The sequence below is a fragment of the Phycisphaerae bacterium genome, from assembly GCA_035275405.1.
Lineage (GTDB): Bacteria > Planctomycetota > Phycisphaerae > UBA1845 > UTPLA1 > DATEMU01.
In genome coordinates this window covers 70,047-88,693 of record DATEMU010000003.1, presented here as the reverse complement: position 1 = coordinate 88,693, position 18,647 = coordinate 70,047, and the positions used below count along the sequence as shown (strand labels likewise).

Genomic DNA, 18,647 nt, shown 5'->3' with positions numbered 1-18,647 from the left:
GATCAACCGAACTTCGGCGTTAGCCCCAGACTCTTGCGGACGACGGACAACTGACCGGCGTGCAGTCCTTCGTGCCAGGCGATCATGGACATGAGGACGGCGCGATTGGCGGCGAAGTCTGCGAGGTCGCTCTCGAGGGGTTTGAGCAGCTCCGCGTCGCTCATCGACTTGAACCAGCCGATCATCTCCTGGCGGTTCTTGTCGAGGGCCTCCTTCACCTCGGCGATGGGCGGGTAGACCTTCGGGTCGGAGGTCGGCTTGGAGCCCATGAAGAAGAGCTTCTCCCACTTCTCAAAGCGGTTGTACGGGCGACCGCCGACGCCCTTGAGGAAGAACTCGTCGGTGCAGGCGAGGTGCCCCAGGATCCACAGCGGGTGGTTGGCGCCCGCGCAGGGCTGGTGGCAGATCTTGTTGTCGGGAATGTCCTCGAACAGGCCCAATGACACTTTTCGCGAAAAGGCCAACGCCGCCAGACCGGTTTCCAACAAATGGCTTGACATATTGATTCTCCCTATCGCTCGCCTAATGGTCCCGGAGTATAGGATGACCACGATCACGCCGGGTTACAATACCTTTCCGTCTATAACGAGGGCTCGGCATGACGCCATCACTCGATATTCGCTCGGCCACGGCGGACGATCTACCGGACATCCTGCGTCTGTATGCCCTTCCGGAGTTTGACGACGGGCGCACGCTGAGCCTGGACGAGGCACGGAATCGCTTCGAGGGGCTGCGACGGTATCCCGATTACCACATCTACGTGGCGTGGCAGGCCCGCCGCATCGTCGGCACGTTCGCCTTGCTGGTCATGGAAAAACTCAATCATCTGGGAACGCCCTCGGCGATTGTGGACGATGTCATCGTCGCGACGGAATGCCGGAGTCAGGGGATCGGTCGCCGGATGATGGAACACGCCATGCAACTCGCCCGTCAGAAGGGATGCTACAAGCTCGCCCTGTCGACAAATGTTAAACGCGCCGAGGCCCATCGGTTTTATGAATCCCTGGGCTTTGTCAGGCACGGTTACAGCTACATCATCAATCTTGACTAGAGGGGCGGGCCCCTTCGTGGCGCGCCATAAACCCGGCAAAACGGGCCAAATTCGGGGGTCACTTCCTTGTGCGTTTCGGCTACAATACGGCTACGGCTGCGGGGCTCTCGCGCAGAGTTGCGCTGAGAGGACGGCAGCCGCGTTTTTTTGGAGATTTGGTGCGATGGTCTCAAGATCGCTCTTGCTGCTGGCCCTCCTCGGCAGCGTCGCTTCAACCGCCCTGGCGGGCGTCAAGATCGGCGACCCGGCGCCGGACATTACGGCCGGCGCGTGGTCCAACCTGCCGCCCGGCATGAAGACGCTCCCACTGGAGTACCTCAAAGGCCAGATCGTGATGCTCGAGTTCTGGGCGACGTGGTGAGCGCCCTGCCGCTCTGGCATCCCGCATCTGGTTCAGATGCAAGACAAATATAAGGACAAGGGCGTTGTACTGCTCGCGCTGACCGATGAGCGGTTGCAGACGGTGTCTCGCCTCATGACCGCGATGAAGGTCAACTATCTCGTGGGCCTGGAGTCTTCGCGCACGCGTGGCGCGTACGGGGCCCGTGGTTTTCCCACCGTCTATGTGATCGATCCTGACGGCAAGGTCGCGTTCTGGGGGACGAGCGCCAGGGCCGCCGAGGCGGCGATCGACAAGCTGCTTGTGGAAAAGCCGCCCAAAGTCGCGAAATCGGTCGCGACGCGGCATGCGGACGAACGGATCGCCCAGGCCGACCGGCTGCTTAAAGAAGGAAAAAAAGTCGAGGCCCTGCGGGAATACCAACGGATCGTTTCGGATTTCGGAGACGCGCCGGTGGCCAAACAGGCCTCCAGCCAGATCGAGTCGCTGAAGTCGGATCCCAAGCTGGCGGAAATGATCGCCCGCGCCGAAGCCAACGCCAAACAAGAAGCGCGCTGCGACAAGCTGCTGCACCTGGCCCGCGCCCTGGCCAACGCGGGGCACCCGGGCCAGGCGAGGCAGTATTACGACCAAGTGGCCAAAGATTGCGCGACGACGCAGTACGCCGACCTGGCGGCCAGGGAACGGGCGAGTTTGAACAGGGCCGGCGCGTCCAAGGACGGCAAGGGCTCGTAGCCGCCCCGCTAGCGGGCAGACGTTCGTCTCATGTTTCGCCTGTCAGTGCCGGTAGGCCCAAAAGGCATAAAGTCTGCCCGGACTCCTCCCACTTCAAGCCGGTTGTAGACTGACGGTGCCATGCTGCGCGACATGGTGAAACCGCTATAGCGACGGTATCGTTGCCTCCAAAGGAGGCCGTGATGGCGACACCCGCAAGTTCGATTTTGTACTTTGCTATCGCTGCGATTCTCGGAGCCCTTGGACAGTATCTTTACAAGAGCGGAGCCGACCAAGCGTCGGGCGCTATAGGGTCGTACCTCTTTAATCTTCGATTGGCGGGCGGCGTATTGTGTTACGTCGCGGTGATGGTCTTATTTGTTGCGGCCTTCAAACGGGGAGGCGCGTTAGCGACGCTCTACCCAATATACGCAAGTACATTTATTTGGGCCGCGGTGATTGCCCGGGCCGCCTATGGGACACCCATCAAACCGGCTAATATCGGAGGAATGATCCTGCTGGTCGGGGGAATGTACTTGATGGGACGATAATGGGAAGCGATGTGTATCACGCCACCGATCGTCGGCCGATCGCTGCACGACAATGGGCCGTCATGAATCGATTGGCGGCGGCGTTGGCCCGTGCCGGAGTTTCGGCAAACGCCATCTCCCTTTCTGGAATGATCTGCGCAATCCTTGGCGGCGTGTGTCTATGGCAGACGGCGACCGCGGATGTCATCCCGTTGAGGATTACCTGGTTGGCGGCAGCAGCCTTGATCCAACTGCGTTTGTTGGCCAATCTGCTCGACGGAATGGTGGCCATTTCGACCGGAAAAGCCTCACCGCTTGGCGAACTCTTTAATGATGCTCCCGATCGCATTTCGGATGTCGCTATCCTCATCGGCATGGGTTACGCGCTGGGGGGTCACCCGATCCTTGGTTGGGTGGCTGCGCTACTGGCGCTCCTGACTGCTTACGTTCGCGTGCTGGGCAAATCATTGGGAGTGCCCTCGGATTTCCGCGGCCCGATGGCCAAGCCGCATCGAATGTTCTTCGTTACTGTCGTGGCCCTTTTGAATGCCGCTGCTCCTTCAGGCCTCCAACAATTGAGCCCGGTGTTGTGGTGTCTGGCAGTGATTTGCGTCGGTTGTTTGATTACGATAGGACGCCGCATGTTGAACATTGCATCGGCGCTGCGGAGCCGACCCCGATGATCCCGTCTCGCCGAGGGTTTTTCGAAGTCCACGGCGTAATCGACGATGCGTTCGTTCTGTATTCTGTTATCACCATCGGCGCTATGCTCGGATTGACGCCCCTTTTCATTGTCGCACTTGGAAAGTCCGGCTCCGTCGGCCCTCCGCTCGTGAAGGAATTGTGGACCCGGTACTTTTCGTGGCTAATTCTGGCCCCGTTGATGATCGGGCCGGTTCTCCTGGGGGCGCCCTACGCCATCATGGCGGTTGGAGTACTCAGTTTGCTTTGTTATCGAGAATATGCGCGCGCCACGGGTCTGTTCCGCGAACGGCTGATGAGTTCGATGGCCGTCCTGGGAATTGTCGGCGTGGCGCTCTCGTCGCTGGACAATTGGTATGGGCTCTTCACGTCGCTAGCGCCGTTGATTGTGGGGCTGATTGCGGCCGTCGCCATTCTTGCCGATCGGCCGTCGGGGTACATTCAACGCGTCGGGCTGAGCGTCCTGGGCTTCATGCTCTTCGGCATGTGCCTGGCCCACTTCGGCTTCCTGGGCAACCACCTCCGCTTCCGACCCATGATGATTTGGCTTCTCTTTTGCGTTCAGATGAACGATGTCTTCGCCTACATCTGTGGAAAGTCCTTTGGGCGACGCAAGCTCGCCCCGCACACCAGTCCGAACAAGACGATCGGCGGCGCCGCGGGCGCCTTGGCGCTGACGACGATCCTAGCGGCGGGCCTTGCGAGGATCGTCTTTTACGACACGGTCCTGGCTGAATGGCGACACGTCATATTCATGGGAATCACGATCAGCCTGATGGGCCAAATCGGCGATTTGCTACTGTCCAGCGTCAAACGCGACGTGGGAATTAAGGATATGGGCGCGGCGTTTCCTGGTCACGGGGGGGTCTTGGATCGATTCAACAGTCTTTTATTGGTCTCTCCCGCCATCTTTCATTATTTGAAATATTATCTCGACGAGGGATGGAACGAACAGGTTCGTGTCTTCTCGGGATCTCTATAGCGATCGCCTTCGCGATGGTTGATGATGCAGAAATGGGAATTACGACCGGCGCGCGATCACGGGTTGTCGCTCGGCGACCAAGTTCGAAGCACGCATCGTGAAGGGGGGTTGATCAGCGCCGTGGCGAACTACGCCTCATGCGTTGTGATCGGCTTTTACCTAAAGACGGTTCATCGACTCTCTATCGAAGGCCAGGACCATCTGCCGACCTCAGGGCCGTATGTATTGGCGGCCAATCATTCCAGTCACCTGGACTCGCTTGTGCTGGCTTCGGCGGTCTCCCGGCAACAGCGTACACGAGTATATCCGATCGCTGCAGGCGATACCTTCTTCTCAAGCCCTATCACTGGATTACTTTCCGCGCTTCTGATCAATGCCCTGCCGATGTGGCGCCAACGCCGATGCGGCCACGCATTGGCGGACCTTCGGCAGCGCCTGACGGAGGACGACTGCATTTACATCGTGTTTCCCGAAGGCACTCGAACTCGAACGGGCCAAATGGCCCCGTTTAAAGCAGGGCTGGGAATGATGGTTGCCGGCACATCGGTGCCTGTTGTGCCATGCCGCTTAATCGGTACGTTCCAGGCCTTGCCTCCCAACCGTCGCCTGCCTCGGCCGGCCAGGATTTTCCTCAAGATCGGACTGCCCAAGTCGTTCGGTGAAATGCCGAATGATCGCGAAGGTTGGCAACAAGTCACGGAAGCCGTAGAGGCGTCGGTCGTTGCAATGGGATGATTTTGACGCCCCTAGAGTCGGATTTCTAAAAGGATAGTCCTCTACCACTTTCCTCCGTATAATTCCGATGTGTGTTCCCCCCCATGAATATCCTCCTCGCCAATCCCCGCGGCTTTTGTGCCGGTGTTGACCGCGCCGTGAAGATCGTTGATCTGGCCCTCGAAGTCTTCGGGCCGCCGGTCTATGTTCGCCGGGAGATCGTACACAACAGCCACGTCGTCCGCGGGCTCCGCGAAAAAGGAGCCGTCTTTGTAGAGGAATTGTCCGAGGTGCCTGCCGGGGCGGTCGCGATCCTGAGCGCGCATGGCGTTGCGCCGACCGTCTTCAAAGAGGCCGAGACCCGCGGCCTGCGGCTGATCGACGCGACCTGCCCGCTGGTCACCAAGGTCCACCTCGAAGTCCACCGCTTCGTCAAGCAGGGCTATCACATTGTCCTGATCGGCCACGCCGGTCACGACGAAGTGATCGGCACGATGGGCCAGGCCCCCGGTCATATCACGCTCGTCGAAAACGAAGCGCAGGCCCGCACTGTTACGCTGCCGCCGAACGAACAGCAGCCGGGGGCCGCTGCTCCACAAAAGAAGCTCATGGTCCTGACGCAGACGACGCTCGGCGTCGATGACACCGCGGGCGTATTGGCCGTCCTGCGGGAGCGCTTTCCCGCACTAGATTTGCCGCCGACGGATGATATCTGTTACGCGACGCAGAACCGCCAGGATGCCGTGAAGGCGATGAGCGGCAGCGGCATGGACCTGCTGCTTGTCGTCGGCTCGCGGAACTCCAGCAATGCCGCCCGACTGGTGGAAGTCGCCCTAGCTCGCGGTGTCCGAGGTCATTTGATTGACAGTGCGGATGAGATTCGCCCGGAGTGGGTTCGCGACGCGAACTCGATCGGCGTCACGGCCGGGGCCAGCACGCCGGAGACCGTCGTGCAGGCAGTCCTCGATCACCTGCGGTCACTCGGGGCGGGCGATGTTCAACTCTGTACCACGGCCGAAGAAAGCACGACGTTTCAACTTCCGCCGATGTTGAAGAAAGCACTTGCGGAGCGCCCCACCCCTCAATCCCTCAATCCCTTAATCCCTTAATCCCTCCGGTTACCCCAACATCGTCACGCAGCAGACGAGCCAGACCGTGGCGAGGATGTCAACGACGATGCCCGTCGCGGCCATGAAGCGCAGCGGCACGCGCCGCGTGCCATAGACGATCGCGTTCGGCGGCGTGGAGATCGGCAGGGCGAAGCCCAGGCTCGCCGCCAACGACACCAGCCAGATCGCCTGTACTGGAGAAATCGACAGCGCCTCGGCCAGTGAACCGGCGATCGGGACCATGAGCGAAGCGGTCGCAGTGTTGCTCGTCAGCTCTGAGAGCAGGACCGTCGCGAAAGCCAGCGCAAGCATAAGTACCAGCGGCGGCAGTTTCACTCCTGCCAGTCCCTGCGCGAGCGCACCCGCGAAGCCACTGGTCTCCAACATCCGCCCCAGTGTCAGACCGCCGGCGATCAGGAAGAGCGTATCCCAGTCCAACGCCTGAAAGTCGCGGCGATCGAGGATCGGCCGCGCGTCGGGACCGGGCCGAACGACAAACAGCACCCAGGCGAGCGCGATCGGGACGAGCGATTCGGGCAGATACGTCCGGATCCAAATCGCCGCGGGTTCGTCCGGCGACGTCACGCTCTTCACGATACCGGGAACCAGCCACAAGAGTATCGCCGTGATGAAGGCCCCGATGACCCAGCGTCGCGCCGGCCGCGAGCTCCCCGCCGGGCGGTCAGCGGCATCATCTCCCAGCATCGGCCCGACGTCGGTCAGCGTCGGGTCGTCGAATATTCCAGGGGCGTTGCGGCGCGCTGCGGCCGAACCACGCCCCATGGCCGTCGCCAGACGTAGGACGCCCCAGCCGATGAGCGTCGTCCCCAGCCAGACGGGCACGCCGACTTTCATCCACGAGACGAAGCTGACGGTCGCGTCCAGTTTTTTCATTGCCGCATAGCCGATGAAGTTCGGCGCGGTCCCGACGGGTGTGGCCATGCCGCCGAAGGTGGCTCCCCAGGCCAGCGCAATGAGCAGCGCCGCGGGAGTGCGGCTCCGCCGCGACATGGTGATGACCAGCGGGAGCATCATCGCCGTCACGGCCGTGTTGTTCTGCATGGTAGACAGCACGCCCGAAACGGCGAGCACCACCAGGACGAGCCAGGCATCCGATCTTCGTCCGCCGCCTCCCAGCATGCGCATTCCTAAGAGACCGTCGAAGACGGCATGTTTTTCAAGGGCGCGCGCCAGCAGGAAGGCCCCCAGAAACAGAAAAATGATCTCATCTCCCCACGCGGCGACGGCGTCCTTCCATGAAAGCAGCCCTGCAAAAGTCGCCGCGATAGGGATGGCCATGGCCACGACACCCAACGGCGCGACCTCCGTGATCCAGAGGACGAGCGTGACCAACACGATCCCGGTCGCGCGGCGGATGGAGATCTGGTCGTGCCAGGGATACAGGGCACAGGCCAGATAAAGCCCCGCCGCGATTGCAAAAATGACCGGCCTTCCTTGTCGCACCACGACGAGCACCTCGTCGAGCAGTATCACGGCGATGTACACGATCGGCCAGAGGATAGGGGAAGGCGACGGCGAATCGCCTATGGAGAAACCGGCAAAGTGGTTGTGGTGCGGGCTGGTGTGCCCGACGACAAAGTCGGTCGAGGGACCGCGTTTTCACGGGCAAGGAAAGCGGCAATTTCACGGGCGGCGATTTCGCTGCCTTTGCGAGAGTAGTGATCACTGCGATTGACGAAGCTCGCCGGGATATCCGGTTCGCCGGCCAACTCTTCAATCAGGTCCGTGAAGGGAATTCTCTCCTCGTTCAGAAAATCGTGCAGGCTTTGGTAGGTGAGTTCACCGTGTTCGGCGAATCGGTAAATGTCGCGGGGAGGAGGTAGGATCACGACCAGACCGTTGCTCCCCTTGGCGGAGGCGAATGCCCGAAAGCGCAGGATGATGGCTTTCATGACGGCGAAGGCCTCGCAATTCGGATCGTAAAGCGCAGTGTGCGCCGCTCTATTCGTGACTGCGATTCGTACTCGGCTGTACAGAAAAGGCACTCTCGCCGCCAATCGATAGGAATAGGGAAAGCGGATTTGCCACGGCGCGCCCGCTCCCAACGCAGCGCCATATCCGAACCAATAGTCATACCGGCGCGCCATTTCGAGCAGTTTTTCGGGATGATCGATGAGAATATCGCGCACCGCCTCGGGCGTCTTCCAGGGATTGAAGAGCTCCATCCCACCGGCTTTCAAGATGAACCGAGGTTTGGGCGGCGCGAAACCGCTCTCGTAGAAGCCTTTGAAGATGCTGACGACTCGGTTGATGTTCTCAGGCTGTATGCACAGCAGTACCGTTGATGAGGGCGCGCGATCGTATTGCTTTTCCAGGCACAGGAGGGCTTGATCGGTGCCGTAGCCGGTGCCGCCGAAATTGAGAACGCCGACGTTGAGGCGCGACTCCAGGAGCGTCGGCCATGCATCGTCGACCGAGGCTCCGTGACAAAACGTATAGGAGTCGCCGTAGGCGCTGATGGTGTGCCTCAAGTTGTGGTATTCATGTCGACTTCTGGCGCCCAGCGAGTTGATCGGACCGGCACGCGAGTTCTGTCGACCCGTCCATCCCAAGTCCGCGTCGTATTGCCACAACCGATTCGTGCCGTCGAGAAACGAATTCACGCTTGCCGGCGTGATCGCCCCCATGGGATCCATCGGATAGCGAAGATTCAGCAGATGAAGCCCAAGCCAGGACAATGCCTCCAAGACGACAAGCGAGCAGACGATGGCCATTACACGAAACAGCCACTTTGGCCGTGAAGGGCGCCGCTGTATACATCGCGCCGCGCTTTGCGCAATCATAGACTTTCCTCGTCGAATTCATTCGATTATACGAAGCGAAATTTGGCTCTTCGAGCCAGCATGTTGAATTCGTGATGAGGACTGCGCGTTTACATACGCAACGTCGATGTGCGGTTAGGGGAATTCCGTAATGTCGATTTGTTGTGTCCGATTTGAGACTTGTTGGAGCGAAATTCGCGCGTCGTCGGACTTGCCTGCCGTGCCAATTGAAGCAGCTTGGGAATAAAGAAGCTCTGCCGATCTAGACGACCGGCCCGCTCCAGGACGGGCAGCGCCGCGGCGGGACCTTGCGTATGAAACGTGACGTAGCCCAACATTGCCATTCCCGACGGGTCGTCGGGGTGGCGGGCAACAAATGCCTGCAGCGCCGCCAGGTGCTCGTCGAATTCCGCCGTGTCGCCATATTCGTCGCGAATGTCGAAGGTCTTGTAGGCCAGGCTTGGCGAAAGCTCGTGGGCCCGCGCGATGTGCTGCACGCCCTCGCGATAGCGCCCGAGGGCGAACATCGCGTGACCGGCGTGCAGGCGGCACGCCGCATTCGCATGATTGGATTCCGCGGCGCCGAGCCAATGGACGACGGCCTGATCGTAATGGCCGTTTCGGAATTCACTCATGCCCTGATCGAACATCGCGGAATGCTGGTTCAGCAGGCGGCCGGCGCGCTGCGAGGCGAGAAACCAGTTGTATTCCCGGTCGGCGTCGTAGCGGCCCTGGTTGTAGGCGTCGGCGGTGTCGCCGCAGAACGGCGCGGCATAACCATAGGCATGTCCGCCACCGAATACCGGCCCGCATCCGTATGTGGATGCACCGTTGCTGGCGGGTTGTCTACCGTAATGGCGAAACGGCGTGTGCGACCGGCTCAGCGGTGCGGAAAAGGGACTGCGCTCGTAGCTGTAATCGGGGAAGGGCCGAAGATGCGGGCTCCAGTAGTCCGGCGCGTCGGGGCCGGGGACGACGTAATGGCCCGGGTTCATTTGATAGGGATCGCCGCTGGGCGTCATCGGAGGGCCGCCCGCGGCCTCCATGCGACCGGGTGCGCGATCGCCATCGAATGTTGGCTGTTGTGCAGAGATAATAGTCGAAGTAAGTGAAAGAACGACGGCCAGACCGGCGACCCAGGATCGCTGCGTCATGACAGGACCTCCGCCCCCAAGCCCACGACTATTTCATTTTAGACCCGTCCCGGGCCCAGGCGATAGTGGACAACTCAAGGTTTTCGTGCGATTAGCCCGGCGACGATTCGCCTTGGCCCAGCCGGCCCCTCGCGGTGGGTCAATATCTCCCAGCCGACAAACCACGTGGATAATTCGCCCGGTTTGAGCACGTGGGCCTCGCGGGCAGGCTTTCCGAAGCGTTCTCGTTGGGGTTCGACGAAGGTTTCATAGGCGACCAGGCCGCCAGGCTGCACCCCGGCGGCGATCTGCGGCATTAGGGGGCGGTGTAAAAAATTGACGCAGACGATGATGTCGAACACGTCCGGCGCGATAATCTGGCCCTGGGCCTCGACATCCCGGCAGGCCGTTTGCACCAAGACGCCATTCCGCAATGCCAGATCGTCGCAACGCTCCAAGGCGTCGGGGAGAATGTCCCAGGCGTCGACGTGAAGGCCCTGCGTCGCCAGATAGATGGCGTCGCGGCCGGTACCGCAGGCGATGTCCAGCGCCCGTCGACCTGCAACGTGGCCCCAAAGTGGCTTCGCATGTTCTATCGCCTCGCAGACGATTCCGTGCGGAGACCAAAGTTGGCTGGTTGAAGGGCCCGTCCGAGTCGGACCCTCGTGCAGCCACGCATCCCCGAAGGCGACTTTGGCGATGTTCCGTCCGGCCCGGTGCAGCCGCTCCGCCGCCGACATCGCTCTGGCCTCTTGTCCGTCAAAGATCACCAGCGGTGTGTCTCGCGCGGGCAGTTCGTGCATCCGCCGCCCCAACTCCTCCAGCGGAATATTCACAGCCCCCGTTCGATGCAGCCGTTCGAAGGACGCCGGATCGCGCACATCGAGCACTGGCGGCGACTCGAGACCTTCCACGTCGACCTCCTCAATCGCCGTCCAGACGAAGTTGCCAGATCGCCACATCGATCCACCGGTCGAACTTAAAGCCGATCGCCTCCAGCACGCCAACCTGGCGAAATCCCAGCGCCTCGTGGAGCTTCTCGCTAGCCGGCTGGTGGTCGGCGATCTGGGCGACGATATTGCGATGGCCGTGCGTTCGCGCCAGGGCGACCAGTTCCGTCAAGAGCAACCGGCCGATGCCGCGGCGATGTTGGTCCGTGCGAATGTACACGGAGTCCTCGACCGAGAACCGATAGGCGCAGCGATTGTTCCAGCGCGAGAGCGAGCCCCAGCCCACGACCTGCCCGCTGTCTTCGGCGACGATCGCCGGATGCGCACCGTCGTGCGCCGCCAGCCAGTCGCGCCAATATGCCTCGCCCTCCGGCTCCGTTGCGAACGTGCATGTCGCGTTGAGGACGTAGTGGTTGTAGATCGCGCTGACTGCCGGGATATCCGCCGCCCTCACCGGTCGCAGGATCATGACGTCGCTCCGAAGTAATATGGCCGCATCAGACGCACCTGCTATCATACGTCCTGCGTCAAGGATGAGTTTGGACTCTCAATCGATTGAAACGATGACCCCTTCAGACACTTCAAAGATCGCCGAAGAAAAGCGGATCGCCCTGGCGCTCGAACGCCCGCTGACGGACGATGAGGTTCGGCCGGTGGACCTGCACCTCGATCGCAAGGAGGGGCTGCGGATCAAGTGGGCCGACGGCGCGGAGAGCCTTTTCCCTCTAGCCTACTTGCGAAAGCGCTGCCCGTGCGCGACCTGCCGCGAGACCCGCGAGCAACCGCCGGCGCTTACGGGGATGTCGCTGACGATCCTGCCCGCGGGGATCGAGCGCGCGACGGTCTTCGCGGACGCGCATCTTGTCGGCCGTTACGCAATTCAGATCACGTGGGCGGACGGTCATTCGACGGGGATTTACGATTTTCGGTATTTGCGGGCGATCAGTCCCTGAGGAGAGCCGCTACTCCGCTTCGACAAGCATCAATTCGCCTGTGAGCTGGGTCCGGGCGACGCGTTCGCGGAGCTCGCGAATGGCTTTGCGGATGAGCGGCTGGTGGGGATAGAGGGCGAGCGCGTCGCGGTAGGACTTGAGCGCCTCGGCATAGTGCCCGATCGCGGCGTAGCAGTGGGCGATGTTGGCAAGGGCCCCGAAGTGGAGCGGGTTGAGTTCGTACGCCCGCCGCGCGTCGCGCAGCCCTTCTTCGTACTCCCCGCGAAGGTAGTGCGCCTGGCTTCGCTGGTGAAAGGCCTCGGCGTATGTCGGCTGCGTGCGGATTAACTCGGTCAGCATCGGCACGACATTTTCCGTTTCGCCGTTGCGGATGGCCTGGGCGATCTTGCCCAGCACGGCCTGCGGCAAGGAACCCTTGGCGCGGAACCAGATCGACCACAGGGCGTCTTCCGCCGCTTCGACCACGTCGGGATTTTCGTGTCCCAAGAGATGTATCAGGGAGGGACCGGCCTTGCCGCTTCCAACCACTCCCAGGCTAACAGCGGCCGCGCGGACGACCGCCTCATTGTCATCTTCCAGCAGGAGGGCGAGGCATTCCGGAGACCACTCGCCTTCGAGGGCGGCAGCCAGGCCGACCCGGTCTTTCCGATCGAGGTAGGGAGCGGCAAGTTGAACCAGCCGCTGACCGGCGTACCGCTGTTCATCCATGAAAAAATCCCTGAGAATGTCCGTTAAGCGGGCTGCGGCGAATGACCAGCCCGCATTGCTCCGGGGCCCCCGGACGGTCCGGCGCGACGGCGGTTTCGAGATTGGCGGCTCGCCTCGCGCAACTTTCGAACTGCAAAAACAAGTATACCTTTTCGCACCCGCTCAGTCAAACCCGGACCCTGTTATTTCTTTGGCCGCCGCACTAGCATCACCTGTGAATTAACGGCAATGATTGCCGGGCCTCTCGGTTCAGCAAAATTATGCAGCCTGACATACTGAAAACCCTGCTTCAATCAGTGAAAGACGGTAGGACAACCATCGCGGAGGCTTTGGAGCGCCTGGAGCACCTGCCTTTTGAGCCGCTGGAATTCGCCAACGTGGACCACCATCGGTCGCTGCGCTGCGGCTTTCCGGAGGTCATTTTCTGCCCCGGCAAGACCACCGAACAGATCGTGACCATCTTTACCCGCTTGGCCGCGAGCGGTGTTAATGTCCTGGCGACGCGCGCTGCGCCTGAGCAATACGAATCTGTCCGCTTCGCCTTCCCCGCCGCGGATTACCATCCGGCCGCGCGCTCGATTACGCTGCGCCAACTGCCGCCGCGCGCCTGTACGGGGACGATTGCGCTGGTGACCGGCGGGACGAGCGACATTCCCGTGATTGAGGAGGCCCGCGTGACGTGCGAGATCATGGATCAAAAGACGGCGCAGTTTTACGACGTCGGTGTGGCGGGGATCCATCGCTTGCTGGCGCACTCCAAGGCCCTGCGCGAGGCGCGCGTCGTCGTCGTCGCGGCGGGGATGGAAGGGGCCCTGGCCAGCGTCGTCGGTGGTCTCGTTGAGGCCCCGGTCATCGCCGTACCGACGAGCGTCGGCTACGGGGCGAGCTTTCAGGGCCTCGCGCCGCTGCTCACGATGCTGAACTCCTGCGCGACGGGGGTAGGCGTCGTGAATATCGATAACGGGTTCGGGGCGGGGTATCTGGCGTCGACGATCAATCGGTTGGGAGATAATTAAGGGTCGTATCTTCTCTTCGCTCCAACGTGCCGGGCAGCATCACACGCGCTAGAATCAACCGGTGGCGCATGTTTCGTAAAAGCTACAAATCGCTGATGCTCTTGGTGGTTGGCGCGTCGTGTTCTCAACCGGTTCATCCGCCGGTGCGCGAGGTGTCGATTCCGGATCGGCCGGTAATTTATGTCCGCACGGCGGATGGCGGGCTCGTGCCCGAGCAGCAGGCGGGTGATGATGATCTCCGGGATTCGCGGTGGCGCAGCGGCGAGGGGTTGCCGGAGGCGGTGCGGCTCCGCTACAGCCGACCGGTCGGCAAGGGTCCGCCGCCGATCGACAGGACTACGGCCGAGCCGATTTATCCGCAGACCTATTACGTGCGACCGGAGCACACCTCGACGGGTTACATCGAAGGCCGCTACGGCCGAACCGGCGACTTTACACCGGGCGAGCATACGTCGCGGGAATATATCCCCGGCCACTATCGCGGCGACGGCACCTACACTCGGCCGGAGCATACGCCGAGCGGCTATATCCCGGGCCACTATCGGGCGGTGCCGCAGCCGGGCAACCCGGCCTCACAAATCGGTGCCAGAAATCCGTAATTCGGCCGCGGGGCGGCTTTTCCCTGCAAGAGGCCGTTCGGCAAAAAAGTCCACCTGGCCGGTAACCGCCTCGTGTCTCGGGCATCCAATCGGATGCCATGAACACTCAACAAGACTCTGAACCCCGCCTCACGCTTCTCGCCCTGGCCATCGCCGCATTCCTGTTGGCCTCCGGCTGTGCCCGGCCGATGCTCACCGTCAACGATGTGATCGCGGTCAATGGCCTGCAGACGACCTTCGATGCCTACGCGGAACATACCGCCCCTATTGGTCACGTCGACAAACTGCTCGGCGTCAACGTCACGTTCCTCGCCGACGGCAAGGAGATCGGCACGGCGACCACCGACTCCCGCGGGTTTGCGCGGTATTGTTGTCGTGTCCCCCAGGGGGCCCAACTGATTGAGGGCCGTGCCGAGATCGATGGCCGTGCATTAAAGGGCCTGGGCCGTGTGTTTGTCTGGGACCCGGTGCGGACGACCATCGTGGTGGACATCGATGAGACGATCTCAGCGACGAATTACGGAACGCTCATCGACGGCAAGGAGGAGGACATCGGATCGCAACCGCTTGCTGGCGCGGCCGAGGCGGTGGGGCGATTGGCCAAGAGGTTCAACGTCCTCTATGTGAGCGCCCGGCCCCGGTTTTTATTGGAGAAGACGCGTCGCTGGCTATCCCGCCACGGCTTTCCCGCCGGGCCGGTCATCACCACGCCGAGCCTCGCCGAGGCGATTCGCGTGCAGAAGTTCAAGGGTGGAACGATCGCCGATCTGCAGGTCCTCTCCGACGGACTCCTGATCGGAATCGGAAATGCGCGGACGGACTCCGAGGCCTACGCGGCGAACGGACTTCTTCCCATCATCATCGACGATGCCGACAGCAATCGCTTCCGTTCGCACGCGGTCGTCGTGCGGAATTGGGCCATGGTCGAGAAATTCTTCGAGGCCAACAAGGAGGTCTTGGAGGCGCCGGCGCGATTGCGGCAGGCCCTCGCCGGCGAGGAGTTTCTGCTGCGGCCGGTCATCAAGTGGCAGCCGACGTAAGGGCCCCCCCTACCGCGGAGTTGCAGAGGCCGTGGGGGATTTGGGGGCCTGTTCCTGTTGGCGCTTCTGCTCGCGGACACGCTTGAGGGCGTCGGCGTAGGGTTCAAAAACGGCCCGCTCCTCCGGCGTCGTATTCTCCATGATCCAGCGCTGCACTTCGTCGGGACCGCCGGCAAAGTCGCTCTTGAAGCTCCGGCCCAGGTCCTTGAATAGAAACCCTTCGCTAATGTACTGATCCAGGCGTTCGGAAATAAACGCGTTACGATCGCCGGGATTTGTGAGCTGCGCATATCGCCGGGCATCCTCCATCCCAGCCCGCTTGAAATGCCGCGTGATGGCGGCGACGAATCGCTTTCGTGCATCCTCATCCATGCCCTCGAAGTACTCCTTGAGTTCTTTCCGGGGGCCCTCCTGCATGACTTGGGCCTTCCACTGTTCGAGGAATTGCTTTTGCTCGATTTGCGCCAGGCTGTTCAGGCCCCGCTCGTTGCTGATGTACTCGACAACCTCGCCCGCCGTCGCGGTCTGGATGATCGGCCGCGCCGGTGTCATCGCCGAGTTGTATGCGATCCACCCGACCAGAAGCGCCAGGCCGACCGCGCCCCCGGCGTACGCCGCGGTGCGATGGCGCTTAATTGTGCTTTTCACTTCACCGGTCGTCATCCAAGGTTCTCCAATCTCGGTACGGCCGCGACGGCCGCGCGCCGATCGATTATTTCTTTTCGTTCCGGGCAGTTCGCGGTTTCAAGTCGGCGTTCAGTGTGTTGAATGATCCGCCGCCGTCGCCCGCGTGAAACGGCGCGAAATCCGCGAGCAGCGGCTGGTCCGCCCGGCCCATGCCGAAACCCTTGGCCTGGGCCAGCGATTCCTCCCCGACCTTCTTACCGCCGTATGCCTCGCCCCAGAGCCATTCGTAGCTCGTTCCTTCGGTCTCGAACCACGTCGTCTCTTTGGGAAACTTCTTGGTTAACGCACTCTCGGGCGACAGCTCGCGCTGGTCGGCTGGACAATGAAAAACCGCCCGACCGCCACTAACGTACCGATCCAGGACATTCGGGAGGGTTGGCCAGGGCGGCGTATGCAGCTCCACCGTTGCAAGCTTGGCAACATATGGCCAACGCTGGTCGGAATCCGCCAAGTAGGATGTTAGCGCCTTGCCGATGGTGTCCAAGTTAGAAAGGCATTGGGTGCGTTTCGCGTCAATGTTGCTGGAGCCGATGTTCGGCAGCAACAGCCATGTCGCGCCCGCCAGAACCAACAGGCCGAGCAAGACCTCAATTCGCGTAACCGCTTTTCGCATCAAAGGTTGAATAGCATTTCCTTACGCTCTGGCCCGGCGAGTTGGGTCGTTTCAAATCAAACGGGCTCCAGAGACCCACTTAACGAGTCTGGAGCCCGCACACTTCAATGACAGGTTATAGGCCGGGCGTACGCCCGTCAAGCATCCTCATCGACTTGGGCATCATCGTCTGTTTTTCCCTTGGCTGACGCCGGTTTCGACTGCGCCTTCTCGGTCTTATCTCTCTGCCAGACACGGACTTCCGTAATCTCCGAGGTAAACTCGGCGGCCTCCTCGGCATCATGGCAATAGACCACGAGTCGGCGGGTTTCCCTGGGCATCAGCGGGCCGCGCCAATCGTTGTCGATCTGGAGCGGGGTGGCCGCACAGATGTTCTTCTCGGTGACGGGCGTCCCCTCCTCGTCCGTTCCGACCACGCGCATCGACAGCAGTGAGATCATCTCATCTCCCTGGTTTTCTACAACGACCCCAACCTTCCTGCCGCCCCAGCGGTCCGCCTTGGCGGTTTGTTTGACCGTGATCTTCAACGAATCGCGATATTCCGGCCTCCGGACATCGTCGAGGGTGTCGGCCAGGGCCGGCGGTAGCGAGGCGCGGAGTTCGGGAAGAATTTCGACGGTCTCCTGAATGAGCGTGGGCAGGTCGCTCGTCTTCTTGTCAAAGACGTGGACGCTATAAGCCGCAAGGCCCACCACCGATACGATGGCGGTAATGAGCACGCTGCTGATCCCTAACGCCGCGATGGATAGAAACGAAACGGGCTTTCGTACGACCGTGGTTCCGGTGTCTTTGAACATGGCTGTCTCCTTGCAGGTCTGATGGGCGCCGCCGCAGCGACGACCCGAAACAGGCGTCATCCTCACCGGTAATATTGAGGGGACGCCCGGATTTATTCCAATGATCACGGCCGATTTTGCGGGTCCAGTTCCCAAGGCCGGATTGCGGCCAACCTCTTCAAGGGGGCCTCCGGGGCCATCCGATAACAGGAACAGCCTAAAAGGCCCTAATGACGGAAATCCTTGATCAAAGCGAGGTTGACGCCCTTCTCGCGGCGGTTTCCACAACGCCCACGGGCGAGGCCGGCGGGACCGCGCCACGATCGCCAGACCCGGCACTAGAAGCCGTCGTTTACGACTTCAAACGTCCCGAACGGGTCAGCAAGGACCAGATGCGCTCGCTCCAGGCGATCCATGAGGGGTTCGCCCGCAATTTCGGCGCCAGCCTCTCGGCTTTCCTGCGAACGATCGTCGAGACCCGCGTCGCGACGACCGAGCAGCTTACCTACAGCGAGTTCATCCACTCCCTTCCTAGCCCGACCTGCTTCACGCTCATCTCCGCCCCGCAACTCTCCGGTCAGATCTGCCTGGAGATCAGCCCGCTCATCGTCTTCCCCATTGTGGACCGGCTCCTGGGCGGGTCCAACGCGGATATCTTCATCCCGCAGCGGCCGCTCACGTTTATCGAGTCGCGGCTGGTCCATCGCCTCCTCGAGCGTGCGATGATCAACCTTTCCGAGGCGTGGTCGGAATTGCTCGACGTTCGCTTTGAGATTGCCGGGACCGAGAGCAACCCGCACATGGTGCAGATCGTGGCCCCGAACGAAGTCGTCGTGGTCATCGGCTTCGAGATCAAGGTCGGCTCGCGCGCCGGCACCATGAGCCTCTGCCTGCCCTTCAACGTCATCGAGCCGGTCGTGGGCAAGCTGGCGACGCAAAGCTGGCAGGTCCGTCCCGGCGTGGCCAGCGCGAAAGGCGAAGTACGCCGCGTTACGCAAACCCTGCACCGCGCCGACGTCGATCTGCGGGCCTATCTCGGTGAAACACAGATGACCGTGGCGGACCTTCTCTCGCTGGCCCCCGGCGATGTCATCAAGCTGGAGAAGCTGGTCGAACGGGATTTTGTCGTTCGCATCGAGGGGCGAAACAAGTTCGCCGGCCGTCTCGGGAAGCTCCGGGGCAACCGCGCTTTGCAGATCACCCGCGGCGCGCTGCCGGAAGAATCGCTGTAGCCCTTTCGAACCGAG

General features: G+C 61.6%; 22 protein-coding genes and 1 pseudogene. 13 read left to right on the top strand and 10 right to left on the bottom strand.

The window, feature by feature from the left end; genetic code table 11:
• Positions 1-2: 2 nt before the first annotated feature.
• Complete coding sequence (locus VJZ71_02350; protein HKQ46892.1) at positions 3-500, bottom strand: DinB family protein; 498 nt, start codon at positions 498-500, stop codon at positions 3-5.
• Between the two features lie 98 nt (positions 501-598).
• On the opposite strand from VJZ71_02350, the gene VJZ71_02345 reads away from it, so the two are divergent.
• The 8 genes and pseudogenes from VJZ71_02345 (at position 599) to ispH (ending at position 6,142) form a co-directional block, all read left to right on the top strand.
• Positions 599-1,051 (top strand): GNAT family N-acetyltransferase, encoded by a 453-nt coding sequence (locus VJZ71_02345; GenBank protein ID HKQ46891.1) that lies wholly within the window; start codon positions 599-601, stop codon positions 1,049-1,051.
• A 163-nt stretch (positions 1,052-1,214) separates the two neighbouring features.
• Positions 1,215-1,412 carry a hypothetical protein gene (locus VJZ71_02340; GenBank protein ID HKQ46890.1) on the top strand — a complete coding sequence of 66 codons (198 nt, stop codon included), beginning with the start codon at positions 1,215-1,217 and terminating at the stop codon, positions 1,410-1,412.
• A 15-nt stretch (positions 1,413-1,427) separates the two neighbouring features.
• Positions 1,428-2,126, top strand: a pseudogene (locus tag VJZ71_02335) (TlpA disulfide reductase family protein).
• Positions 2,127-2,308: 182 nt separating this feature from the next.
• Entirely contained in the window at positions 2,309-2,656 is a 348-nt protein-coding gene (locus tag VJZ71_02330) for a hypothetical protein (GenBank protein HKQ46889.1), read from the top strand.
• Entirely contained in the window at positions 2,656-3,318 is a 663-nt protein-coding gene (locus VJZ71_02325; protein HKQ46888.1) for a CDP-alcohol phosphatidyltransferase family protein, read from the top strand. The genes VJZ71_02330 and VJZ71_02325 overlap by 1 nt, the downstream gene beginning before the upstream one ends.
• Complete coding sequence (locus VJZ71_02320; protein ID HKQ46887.1) at positions 3,315-4,319, top strand: phosphatidate cytidylyltransferase; 1,005 nt, start codon at positions 3,315-3,317, stop codon at positions 4,317-4,319. The genes VJZ71_02325 and VJZ71_02320 overlap by 4 nt, the downstream gene beginning before the upstream one ends.
• 21 nt (positions 4,320-4,340) lie before the next feature.
• Positions 4,341-5,054, top strand: a complete 714-nt coding sequence (locus VJZ71_02315; GenBank protein ID HKQ46886.1) for a lysophospholipid acyltransferase family protein — start codon at positions 4,341-4,343, stop codon at positions 5,052-5,054.
• 83 nt (positions 5,055-5,137) lie between these two features.
• Complete coding sequence (ispH, locus tag VJZ71_02310) at positions 5,138-6,142, top strand: 4-hydroxy-3-methylbut-2-enyl diphosphate reductase (GenBank protein ID HKQ46885.1); 1,005 nt, start codon at positions 5,138-5,140, stop codon at positions 6,140-6,142.
• A 9-nt stretch (positions 6,143-6,151) separates the two neighbouring features.
• Here ispH and VJZ71_02305 read toward each other — a convergent pair whose 3' ends face one another.
• The 5 genes from VJZ71_02305 to VJZ71_02285 all read right to left on the bottom strand — a co-directional run bounded on the left by VJZ71_02305 (position 6,152) and on the right by VJZ71_02285 (position 11,477).
• Positions 6,152-7,636 carry an SLC13 family permease gene (locus VJZ71_02305; protein ID HKQ46884.1) on the bottom strand — a complete coding sequence of 495 codons (1,485 nt, stop codon included), beginning with the start codon at positions 7,634-7,636 and terminating at the stop codon, positions 6,152-6,154.
• Positions 7,637-7,686: 50 nt separating this feature from the next.
• Entirely contained in the window at positions 7,687-8,877 is a 1,191-nt protein-coding gene (locus tag VJZ71_02300; GenBank protein HKQ46883.1) for an SGNH/GDSL hydrolase family protein, read from the bottom strand.
• 158 nt (positions 8,878-9,035) lie between these two features.
• Positions 9,036-10,079 carry a hypothetical protein gene (locus tag VJZ71_02295; GenBank protein ID HKQ46882.1) on the bottom strand — a complete coding sequence of 348 codons (1,044 nt, stop codon included), beginning with the start codon at positions 10,077-10,079 and terminating at the stop codon, positions 9,036-9,038.
• Between the two features lie 74 nt (positions 10,080-10,153).
• Positions 10,154-11,020 carry a methyltransferase domain-containing protein gene (locus tag VJZ71_02290; protein HKQ46881.1) on the bottom strand — a complete coding sequence of 289 codons (867 nt, stop codon included), beginning with the start codon at positions 11,018-11,020 and terminating at the stop codon, positions 10,154-10,156.
• Positions 10,983-11,477: a GNAT family N-acetyltransferase gene (locus VJZ71_02285; protein ID HKQ46880.1), complete on the bottom strand. Its 495-nt coding sequence runs from the start codon at positions 11,475-11,477 to the stop codon at positions 10,983-10,985. Before VJZ71_02285 ends, VJZ71_02290 begins: the two co-directional genes overlap by 38 nt.
• Positions 11,478-11,571: 94 nt before the next feature.
• Here VJZ71_02285 and VJZ71_02280 point away from each other — a divergent pair, with 94 nt between their 5' ends.
• A complete protein-coding gene (locus VJZ71_02280) occupies positions 11,572-11,961 on the top strand; it encodes a DUF971 domain-containing protein (protein HKQ46879.1) in 390 nt (129 codons plus the stop codon).
• A 9-nt stretch (positions 11,962-11,970) separates the two neighbouring features.
• Here the strand turns inward: VJZ71_02280 and VJZ71_02275 are convergent, their stop codons facing one another.
• Entirely contained in the window at positions 11,971-12,669 is a 699-nt protein-coding gene (locus VJZ71_02275; GenBank protein HKQ46878.1) for a tetratricopeptide repeat protein, read from the bottom strand.
• A 260-nt stretch (positions 12,670-12,929) separates the two neighbouring features.
• Here VJZ71_02275 and larB point away from each other — a divergent pair, with 260 nt between their 5' ends.
• From larB to VJZ71_02260, 3 genes are all read left to right on the top strand, one after another.
• Positions 12,930-13,685, top strand: coding sequence for a nickel pincer cofactor biosynthesis protein LarB (gene larB / locus VJZ71_02270; GenBank protein ID HKQ46877.1), 756 nt, complete (start codon positions 12,930-12,932; stop codon positions 13,683-13,685).
• A gap of 68 nt (positions 13,686-13,753) precedes the next feature.
• On the top strand, positions 13,754-14,284 hold the full coding sequence (locus tag VJZ71_02265) for a hypothetical protein (protein HKQ46876.1): 531 nt from the start codon (positions 13,754-13,756) through the stop codon (positions 14,282-14,284).
• 98 nt (positions 14,285-14,382) lie between these two features.
• Positions 14,383-15,324: a hypothetical protein gene (locus tag VJZ71_02260; GenBank protein ID HKQ46875.1), complete on the top strand. Its 942-nt coding sequence runs from the start codon at positions 14,383-14,385 to the stop codon at positions 15,322-15,324.
• Between the two features lie 9 nt (positions 15,325-15,333).
• Here the strand turns inward: VJZ71_02260 and VJZ71_02255 are convergent, their stop codons facing one another.
• From VJZ71_02255 to VJZ71_02245, 3 genes are all read right to left on the bottom strand, one after another.
• Entirely contained in the window at positions 15,334-15,987 is a 654-nt protein-coding gene (locus VJZ71_02255; GenBank protein ID HKQ46874.1) for a hypothetical protein, read from the bottom strand.
• A gap of 49 nt (positions 15,988-16,036) precedes the next feature.
• A complete protein-coding gene (locus tag VJZ71_02250) occupies positions 16,037-16,624 on the bottom strand; it encodes a hypothetical protein (protein ID HKQ46873.1) in 588 nt (195 codons plus the stop codon).
• 137 nt (positions 16,625-16,761) lie between these two features.
• On the bottom strand, positions 16,762-17,421 hold the full coding sequence (locus VJZ71_02245) for a hypothetical protein (GenBank protein HKQ46872.1): 660 nt from the start codon (positions 17,419-17,421) through the stop codon (positions 16,762-16,764).
• A 209-nt stretch (positions 17,422-17,630) separates the two neighbouring features.
• Between VJZ71_02245 and fliM the strand changes: the two genes are divergently transcribed.
• A complete protein-coding gene (gene fliM / locus VJZ71_02240; protein ID HKQ46871.1) occupies positions 17,631-18,632 on the top strand; it encodes a flagellar motor switch protein FliM in 1,002 nt (333 codons plus the stop codon).
• Positions 18,633-18,647: the final 15 nt, after the last annotated feature.